Source organism: Acidobacteriota bacterium (genome assembly GCA_034211275.1).
GTDB lineage: Bacteria > Acidobacteriota > Thermoanaerobaculia > Multivoradales > JAHZIX01 > JAGQSE01.
On the sequence record JAXHTF010000240.1, the window covers coordinates 1 to 9,573 of the forward strand.

Consider the following 9,573-nt stretch of genomic DNA (forward strand, 5'->3'; position numbering starts at 1 on the left):
TGTACATCCTGACGAAGGAGGAGGGTGGCCGCCACACTCCGTTCTTCAAGGGGTACCGTCCTCAGTTCTACTTCCGTACGACGGATGTGACGGGTTCGGCGGATCTTCCGGCGGACGTGGAAATGGTGATGCCGGGTGACAACGTGAACCTGGAGGTGACGTTGATCGCTCCCATCGCGATGGAGAAGGGCGTTCGGTTTGCGATCCGCGAGGGTGGCCGGACCGTGGGCGCCGGCACCGTGACGGAGATCATCGAGTAAGACGCAGTCTCAATAACTCTGGGCCGCCCTCCCCGCGAGGGCGGTTTGGGTACTTTAAGGCCAGTAGCTCCAATTGGTAGAGCAGCGGTCTCCAAAACCGCGGGTTGGGGGTTCGAATCCCTCCTGGCCTGCCAGAATGTTCAAATCGACATGAGCTGGATAGAAAAATCAAAGACCTTCATCTCGGAGACGATCTCCGAGACCAAGAAGGCGAACTTTCCCACTCGGGACGAGCTGGTCAGCCTCACGGCGGTAGTGCTCGTTACGAGCGTGATCTTCGCCGCATTCCTGTGGATCGCTGATCAAGGGATCACCTGGTTCATGCTCGAGGTGCTGGGACGATGAGCGAAGGCGCGCCCAACCTCCAGTGGTACATCGTTCACACCTACTCCGGTTTCGAGGAGAGGGTGAAGGAGACTCTGCGCCAGCGCGCAGAAGCCATGGGCATGGGTGACTCCTTTGGCGAGGTGCGGATCCCCACCGAGACGGTGGTGGAGTACCGCAACGGCAAGAAGCGGGAAGTCCAGAGGAAATTCTTTCCCGGCTACATTCTGGTCGAGATGGAGATGTCCGACCCCGCGTGGCATGTGGTCAAGAACACGCCCAAGGTGACGGGCTTCGTCGGCACGGGCAAGAAGCCCACGCCGCTGACTCAAGAAGAAGTGGATCAAATTCTCGAGCAGGTTACGACGGCCCAGGAAAAGCCGAAGCCGAAGTACATGTTCGACAAGGGCGAGCCGGTGAAGATCATCGACGGTCCGTTCAACAACTTCACCGGAGTGGTGGAAGAAGTCAATCTGGACCGCAACACTCTCAAGGTGATGGTGACCATCTTCGGTCGTCAGACGCCGGTCGAGCTCGATTTCTCACAGGTGGAGAAGGCCTGATCGAACGCTGAGCTTCGGAGAGATCCGGGGGCGAGCCCAGCGGTGGTCACCGGTGACCCAGCTGACCGAGGGTTCCCGGGTCGAAAACTGACGAACCAAGGCCCATTGATCGAAGGAAAGTAGCTGCACCATGGCGAAGAAGGTTATCAATCAGATCAAGCTGCAGATCCCGGCCGGCCAGGCTACCCCGGCGCCGCCGGTGGGCCCAGCGCTGGGTCAGGCCGGCGTCAACATCATGGACTTCTGCAAGGCGTTCAACGCCCGTACTCAGCAGGATTCCGGACTGATCATCCCGGTGGTCATCACCGTCTACGCCGACCGTAGCTACAGCTTCATCACCAAGACTCCGCCGGCCGCCGTGCTCTTGCTCAAGGCCGCCGGCATCAAGAAGGGCTCCGGTGAGCCGAACAAGACCAAGGTGGCGAAGGTGACCCGCGCCCAGGTCGAAGAAATTGCCAAGATCAAGCAGCCCGACCTGACGGCCGCTGACCTCGACGCCGCGGTGAAGACCGTTTCCGGTACCGCGCGTTCGATGGGTATCGAGGTTGAAGGGTAAAGGAGACGAGCGGTGCCAAAACACGGTAAAGGCTATAGAGCTGCTGTCGGAAAGATAGAGGCTCGCCCCCATACGCTGGAGGAGGCCGTCGCTGCGGCGAAGGAAGCTTCCTTCGCCAAGTTCGACGAGACCCTCGAGATCGCCATGCGCTTGGGAGTGGACCCGAAGCACGCGGACCAGATGGTGCGCGGCACGGTGGTGCTACCCCACGGGACCGGCAAGACCACTCGGATTCTCGTCTTCGCCGGCGGTGAAAAGGTCAAGGAGGCCGAAGAGGCCGGGGCCGATCACGTCGGCGGCGAGGAACTGGCGGAAAAAGTCAACGACGGCTGGATGGACTTTGACGCCGTGGTGGCGACCCCCGACATGATGCGGGTCGTCGGCCGCCTCGGCCGGGTCCTGGGCCCCCGCGGCCTGATGCCCAACCCCAAGGTGGGCACCGTGACCTTCGACGTTGGCAAGGCGGTGGAGGACATCAAGGCCGGTAAGGTGGAGTTCCGGGTCGACAAGACCGGCATCGTCCACGCCCCGCTGGGCAAGATTTCCTTTTCGAAGGAGCAGCTGCTGGAGAATGCCAACGCGCTGATCTCCGCGGTGGTCAAGGCCAAGCCGCCGGCCGCCAAGGGCAAGTACGTGCGTTCAGCCAATATGTCCTCGACCATGGGGCCGGGGATCCGACTGGACGAGAGCCTTCTCGTCGCGGCCGAGGCCTAGGAGGCACGATCATGGCTTTGAGCAAAGCGCAGAAGAACGAGATGGTGGCCGGATACCAGGACGGCCTGGCCGAAGCACCCCATGCCTTTGTGCTCGGCTACCAGGGCATTTCCGTGCCTCAGGTGACCGAGCTGCGGGCCAAGGTCCGGGAATCCGGTGGCCAGTATCAGGTGGTCAAGAACACGCTGGTCCGAAGGGCCATCGAGGGCAAGGCGCTGGATAGCGTCAAGGACGTCTTCGAAGGCCCCGTCGCGGTGGTCTACACCGATGACAGCGTCGTGGAGTTGGCCAAGGCTCTTACCGAGTTCGCCAAGACGGCGCCGGTGCTCCAGTTCAAGGGCGGGATCGTGCAGGGACAGCCGGTGGCCCCGGAGCAGATCAGAGATATTGCGGAGCTGCCGACGCGGGAGGAATTGCTAGCCAAGCTGATCTTCCTGCTGCAGTCCCCCGTTACCCGCTTGGTCCGCGACCTGGCGGATTTCAAGCGTCAGTTCGTGGCGGTACTCGGTCAGGTGGCGCAGCAGAAGCAGGCGAGCTGACTGGAATTTTAGCAAGAACACCCAAACGAGCGTGGGTAGCTACCTGCGTTCGAACGTGTAAGGAGAGGAGACATGGCGGTAGCAACCGAGGAGTTCATCAAGCAAGTCGAGCAGATGACGGTCCTCGAACTCAACGACTTGGTCAAGGCGCTGGAGGAGCACTTCGGTGTGTCCGCCGCAGCCGCCGCCGTCGCGGCGCCCGCCGCCGGTGCTGGCGCTGGTGCTGCCGAGGCCGAGGAAAAGGACGAGTTCGACGTCATGCTGACTTCCATCGGCGACAAGAAGATCAACGTCATTAAGGCGGTCCGCGAGGTCACCAGCCTGGGTCTGAAAGAGGCCAAGGATCTGGTGGAGTCGGCGCCGACGAAGATCAAAGAAGGCGTCTCCAAGGACGAGGCCGAAGAGATCAAGAAGAAGTTCGAGGACGCTGGAGCCCAGGTCGATCTCAAGTGATCGAGCTCTCAGCTGATCTCGCGTCAGCCAGCGAGACGGGGGGCCGCCCGGGCGACGGCGCGGTCCCTAGCAGCAGTCACCATGCCCTACGCAACGGCCGCTCGGGCGGTCGGTAGGGCGTGGTGTCCGCTGTTTGCAGCAAAGATTTCTTCGGCCGGGCGCCCTAGCGGCGCCAGCCGGTTTTCACCGTTGAGCCTCCCCGGCTCGACTTCGTTCCCCAGGATCGTAGAGGTCATTCTATGAGCAGTAACACCAACGGACAAAACGGCGGTCATCACCAGAACGGTCGTCGGCGCGACTTCTCGCGCATTAAGACCTCTCTGCCCATTCCCAACCTGATCGACGTCCAGCGTAAGTCCTACGACCGCTTCCTGCAGATGAACCTCTTGCCTGAGGAGCGGGACCCGCAGGGCTTGCAGGCCGTCTTTACCAGTATTTTCCCGTTCTCCGATTTCCGGGAGACCTGTTCCCTGGACTTCGTCCGGTATTCCATCGGCGACTGGCAGTGCAAGTGCGGCACCCTCGAGGGGCTCGAATACCTGCGCATGACCTGTGTCAACTGCAGCTCGAAGATCATGACCGATCATCCGCTGGAGGAGACGGTCACCTGCCCTGATTGCGGTTTCGTCAACCGCAACCAGGTCACCAAATGCGATACCTGCGGCTACCCCGTAGACCTGCAGCTGAAGTATTCGATCCAGGATTGCCAGGAGCGCGGCATGACCTTCGCCGTGCCGCTGAAGGTGACCTTCCGACTCTTCGTCTACGACAAAGACCCGGAGACCGGCGCCCGCATGATGCGCGACGCCAAGGAGGAAGAGGTCTACTTCGGCGACATTCCGCTGATGACCGATAACGGTACCTTCCTGATCAACGGCACCGAGCGGGTCATCGTCAGCCAGCTGCATCGTAGCCCCGGCGTCTTCTTCACCAAGGAGGGGCCTCGCGCCTTCCTCGCCAAGATCATCCCCTACCGGGGTTCCTGGGTGGAGTTCGAATACGACCAGAAGGACGTCATTTCGGTCCGCATCGACCGCAAGCGGAAGTTCCACGGCACCATCTTCCTGCGCGCCCTGGGATTGGAGAGCAACGAGCAGATCCTGCGCCAGTTCTATGTCGGCATCGGCCTGGCCCTGGGCAAGGAGGGCTCCGTCAAGCTCTCCATCCCGCCGGCGGTGCTCGAGCAGGAGCGCCTCAAGGACCACCAGAATCGCGGCCGCCGCGAGACCTACCCGATCTTCGCCGGCCTGTCGCTGGAGAAGAAGCAGGTGGCAACCCTGGACAAGGACGAGAACGTCGAGCTGGAGGTTCCCCTCTCCGCTCTCGAGCGGGCTCTGTTCATCGCCGACGTGGTCGACGAGGACACCGGCGAGGTGCTCTTCGAGGCCAACGACCTGGTGCCGGAGGACCTCCATGAGCGTCTCGACGGTCGCCAGCACACCGCGGTGGAGGTCTTCTTCCCGGATTGGGAGCTGTGTGGCAACACCCTCACCAACACCCTGGCCAAGGACACCACCACCAACGCCAAGGAAGCGCTGATCGAGATCTACCGCCGCATGCGCCCCGGTGACCCTCCGACCCTGGAGAGCGCCCGGTCGCTGTTCTACGGCATGTTCTTCGACGCCAAGCGCTACGACTTCTCGCGGGTTGGCCGCTTCAAGTTCAACATCAAGCTGGACACCGAGGTCTCGGTGGACCAGAAGACCCTCAGTGCGGACGACTTCTTCCGCGTCATCGGCTACCTGCTGCAGCTGCAGAAGGACATCGGCCGCGTGGACGACATCGACAACCTGGGCAACCGCCGCGTGCGGGCCGTGGGCGAGCTGTTGGAGAACCAGTTCCGCGTCGGCCTGGTGCGCATGGAGCGGGCGATCAAGGAAAAGATGTCCGTGCATCAGGACATCGACTCCGCCATGCCCCACGACCTGATCAACTCCAAGCCGGTGATTGCCGCCGTCAAGGAGTTCTTCGGTTCGTCCCAGCTGTCCCAGTTCATGGATCAGACCAACCCGTTGTCGGAGGTGACCCACAAGCGGCGTCTCTCCGCCCTCGGCCCCGGCGGCCTCTCCCGCGAGCGCGCCGGCTTCGAGGTGCGCGACGTCCACACCACCCACTACGGCCGCATCTGTCCCATCGAGACGCCGGAAGGCCCGAATATCGGCCTCATCTCGTCGCTGGCGACTTACGCCCGGATGAACGACTACGGCTTCATTGAGAGCCCGTACAAGAAGGTGGTGGAGGGCCGAGTCCTCGATCACTACCGGGTGGTGAAGGTCGGCAAAGGGCCCTTCAAGCTGGGCCAGATCGTCACCGGCGAGGAGATGGACAAGGCCAACGAGAAGCTCAGCGCCAAGGATTCCGTGGCCGCCGAGCCCTACGCCTTCTACCTCTCCGCATGGGAGGAAGAGAAGTACACCATCGCTCAGGCCAACGCCAAAGTCCGCGAGGACGGGATGCTCGCCGAAGAGCGCGTCATCGCCCGCTCCGGCGGCGACTTCGTCACCGTCGAGCGCGAGATGGTGCAGTACATGGACATCAGCCCCAAGCAGCTGGTGTCGGTTGCGGCGGCGCTGATTCCGTTCCTCGAGAACGATGACGCCAACCGCGCCCTCATGGGCTCCAACATGCAACGCCAGGCCGTGCCGCTGCTGCGCAGCGAGGCCCCCATCGTGGGCACCGGCCTGGAGGGCATCGTGGCCCAGGACTCCGGCGCGGTGATCCTGTGCAAGCGCGGCGGCGTGGTGGACTCGGTGGACTCCGAGCGCATCATCGTGCGCGTGGAGGCCGAGGACTCGGAAACCGGGGAAGCCCGCGAGTTCGGCGCCGACATCTACCAGCTGACCAAGTTCCGCCGTTCCAACCAGAACACCTGCATCACCCAGAAACCGCTGGTCCACGAGGGGCAGCGCATCGCCAAGGGTGAGGTGCTGGCGGACGGTCCGTGCACCGAGGTCGGCGAGCTGGCCTTGGGCCGCAACGTGCTGGTGGCCTTCATGCCCTGGCGCGGCTACAACTTCGAGGACGCGATCCTGGTCTCCGAGAAGCTGGTCAAGGAGGACTACTACACCTCCATCCACATCGAGGAGTTCGAGATCGAGGCTCGGGACACCAAGCTCGGCCCTGAAGAGATCACCCGGGACATCCCCAACGTCTCCGAGGCGGCGCTCAAGGATCTCGACGAGAGCGGCATCATCCGCATCGGCGCCACCGTCGGTGCCGGCGACATCCTGGTGGGCAAGGTCACGCCCAAGGGCGAGACCCAGCTGACCCCCGAGGAAAAGCTCCTGCGAGCCATCTTCGGTGAGAAGGCCGGCGACGTTCGCGACGCCAGCCTGAAGGTTCCACCGGGGATCGACGGCACGGTGGTGGATGTCAAGATCTTCTCCCGCAAGGGCGTGGAGAAGGATCAGCGGGCGATGGAGATCGAGGAAGACGAGATCGCGCGCCTGCAGAAGAACATCAAGGACGAGGTGCGAATCCTCACCGAGGAGCGCAACAAGAAGATCCGCGATCTGCTCACCGGCCAGAAGGTTTCCGCCGAGGTGCAATCCCACGTCGGCGAGACGCTGCTCAAGTCCGGTGACGAGATCAGCCACGAGTCGCTGGAAAAGCTGACCCGGGAAGAGGTGCTGCGCTTGCCCATCAAGGACAAGAAGCTCCTCGACCAGATCTCCGCCATCTACAAGAAGACCGATTCCCACGTCGAGGTCCTGCATCAGGTCAACGAGGAGCGGATCGGTCTGCTGCAGAAGGGCGACGAGCTGCCCCCCGGCGTCATCAAGCTGGTCAAGGTCTTCGTCGCCATGAAGCGCAAGCTGCAGGTGGGCGACAAGATGGCCGGCCGCCACGGCAACAAGGGCGTCATCTCCCGGATTCTCCCGGAAGAGGACATGCCCTACCTGCCCGACGGCACTCCGGTGGAAATCGTCCTCAACCCGCTGGGCGTGCCCAGCCGAATGAACGTCGGTCAGATCCTCGAAACCCACCTGGGTTGGGCGGGGCGGGCCCTGGGCCTGCACTTCGCCACCCCGGTTTTCGACGGCGTGCGCGAGCACCAGATCAAGGACTTGCTGACGGAGGCGACTCTGCCCACCTCCGGCAAGACCCAGCTGACCGACGGTATGACCGGCGACATCTTCGAGCAGAAGGTGACCGTCGGCTACATCTACATGTTGAAACTGTCCCACCTGGTGGACGACAAGATCCACGCCCGTTCCATCGGGCCGTACTCGCTCATCACCCAGCAGCCGCTGGGCGGTAAGGCCCAATTCGGTGGCCAGCGATTCGGTGAGATGGAGGTCTGGGCCCTCGAGGCGTATGGCGCTGCCTACACGCTGCAGGAGTTGCTGACGGTCAAGAGCGACGACGTCGAGGGGCGCAGCAAGATCTACGAGGCGATCGTCAAGGGAGATGTCCCGGACGATCCTGGTCTGCCCGAATCCTTCAATGTCTTGGTTCGCGAGTTGCAGAGTCTCTGCCTCGACGTTGAACTCCTGAAAGCTTAAGGAGGAAAGGTCTTGCACCCACTGAGCACCTTTGAGAAACCACAGTCGCTGAAGGATTTCAACGCGATCAAAATTTCCGTAGCGTCGCCGGAGAAAATCCGGTCGTGGAGCTACGGAGAGGTCACCAAACCGGAGACCATCAACTACCGCACCTTCAAGCCGGAGCGGGACGGTCTCTTCTGCGCCAAGATCTTTGGCCCGGTCACCGACTGGGAATGTTTGTGCGGCAAGTACAAGCGCATGAAGCATCGCGGCGTGGTGTGTGACAAATGCGGAGTCGAGGTCACCCGCTCGCGGGTGCGCCGCGAGCGCATGGGCCACATCGAGCTGGCCTGTCCGGTCTCCCACGTCTGGTTCTTCAAGGGCCTGCCGAGCCGCATCGGGCATCTGCTCGACATCAGCTTGCGGGACCTGGAGCGCATCCTCTACTTCGAGAGCTACGTGGTCATCGATCCCGGTGACACCGAGCTCAAGGAGAAGGAGCTGCTGAGCGAGGAGCGCTTCCGCGAAGTCCGGGACGAATATGGGGATGGCTCCTTCGTCGCACAGATGGGCGCCGAGGCGATCAAGGAGCTCCTGGCCTCCATCGAGGTCGAGGAGCTGTCGGAGGAGCTGCGCATCGTGATGCGTACCGAGACCAGCCAGATCCGCCGCCTCAAGGCCGCCAAGCGGCTGAAGGTCGTCGACGCCTTCCGGCGCAGCGGCCACCGCCCGGAGTGGATGATCCTGGACGTGATCCCGGTCATCCCGCCGGAGCTGCGGCCCCTGGTGCCGCTGGATGGCGGCCGCTTCGCCACCAGCGACCTCAACGACCTCTATCGCCGCGTCATCAACCGCAACAACCGGCTCAAGAAGCTCCTCGAGCTGCGGGCGCCGGAAGTCATCGTGCGCAACGAGAAGCGCATGCTCCAGGAGGCGGTGGACGCCCTCTTCGACAACGGCCGCCGCGGCCGGGTCCTCAAGGGCTCCAACAACCGTCCGCTGAAGTCCCTGTCCGACACCCTCAAGGGCAAGCAGGGCCGCTTCCGCCAGAACCTCCTGGGCAAGCGCGTCGACTACTCCGGCCGTTCGGTCATCGTGGTCGGCCCGGACCTCAAGCTGCATCAATGCGGTCTGCCCAAGAAGATGGCGCTGGAGCTGTTCAAGCCCTTCATCTACAACCGTCTGGAAGAGAAGGGCCTGGTCGGCACCATCAAGGCCGCCAAGGAATTAGTGGAGCAGGAAGTGGACGAGGTCTGGGACGCGCTGGAAGAGGTCATCGCCGACCATCCGGTGCTGCTCAACCGCGCTCCCACCCTCCACCGCCTGGGTATTCAGGCCTTCCAGCCGGTCTTGACCGAGGGCAAGGCGATCAAGATTCACCCCCTCGTCTGCGCCGCCTTCAACGCCGACTTCGACGGCGACCAGATGGCGGTCCACGTGCCGCTGTCGCCGAAGGCGCAGATCGAGAGCCAGGTGCTGATGCTCTCCTCCAACAACGTCCTGAGCCCGGCCCACGGCCGGCCGCTGGCGGTGCCCAGCCAGGACCTGGTCTTGGGGGGCTACTACCTGACCATCACCAAGAGCGACGCCAAGGGCCAAGGTCGGGTGTTCCCCGACTTCGACTCGGTGGTGTTGGCGCTGGAGGCCGGTGAGGTCGAGACCCTGTCGAGCATCCGG

General features: G+C 62.9%; 9 protein-coding genes and 1 tRNA gene. All 10 read left to right on the forward strand.

Annotated elements, in window-relative coordinates:
• Nucleotides 1–260, forward strand: a 260-nt coding sequence (tuf, locus tag SX243_23390; GenBank protein MDY7095930.1) for an elongation factor Tu, incomplete at its 5' end; no start/stop codon positions are given.
• A gap of 57 nt (nt 261–317) precedes the next feature.
• A tRNA-Trp gene (locus SX243_23395) sits at nt 318–394 on the forward strand.
• Nucleotides 395–410: 16 nt separating this feature from the next.
• Entirely contained in the window at nt 411–605 is a 195-nt protein-coding gene (secE, locus tag SX243_23400; protein MDY7095931.1) for a preprotein translocase subunit SecE, read from the forward strand.
• The gene (nusG, locus tag SX243_23405) at nt 602–1,147 is read left to right on the forward strand and encodes a transcription termination/antitermination protein NusG (GenBank protein ID MDY7095932.1); all 546 of its coding nucleotides are present in this window, start codon (nt 602–604) and stop codon (nt 1,145–1,147) included. Before secE ends, nusG begins: the two co-directional genes overlap by 4 nt.
• Nucleotides 1,148–1,277: 130 nt before the next feature.
• On the forward strand, nt 1,278–1,703 hold the full coding sequence (gene rplK / locus SX243_23410) for a 50S ribosomal protein L11 (protein ID MDY7095933.1): 426 nt from the start codon (nt 1,278–1,280) through the stop codon (nt 1,701–1,703).
• A gap of 12 nt (nt 1,704–1,715) precedes the next feature.
• Complete coding sequence (gene rplA / locus SX243_23415) at nt 1,716–2,417, forward strand: 50S ribosomal protein L1 (GenBank protein MDY7095934.1); 702 nt, start codon at nt 1,716–1,718, stop codon at nt 2,415–2,417.
• A gap of 17 nt (nt 2,418–2,434) precedes the next feature.
• Nucleotides 2,435–2,956: a 50S ribosomal protein L10 gene (gene rplJ, locus SX243_23420; GenBank protein MDY7095935.1), complete on the forward strand. Its 522-nt coding sequence runs from the start codon at nt 2,435–2,437 to the stop codon at nt 2,954–2,956.
• Nucleotides 2,957–3,028: 72 nt separating this feature from the next.
• On the forward strand, nt 3,029–3,409 hold the full coding sequence (gene rplL, locus SX243_23425) for a 50S ribosomal protein L7/L12 (GenBank protein ID MDY7095936.1): 381 nt from the start codon (nt 3,029–3,031) through the stop codon (nt 3,407–3,409).
• A 239-nt stretch (nt 3,410–3,648) separates the two neighbouring features.
• Nucleotides 3,649–7,914: a DNA-directed RNA polymerase subunit beta gene (gene rpoB / locus SX243_23430; protein ID MDY7095937.1), complete on the forward strand. Its 4,266-nt coding sequence runs from the start codon at nt 3,649–3,651 to the stop codon at nt 7,912–7,914.
• A 12-nt stretch (nt 7,915–7,926) separates the two neighbouring features.
• Nucleotides 7,927–9,573 (forward strand): DNA-directed RNA polymerase subunit beta' (locus tag SX243_23435; protein ID MDY7095938.1); only part of this gene is annotated, 1,647 nt, incomplete at its 3' end.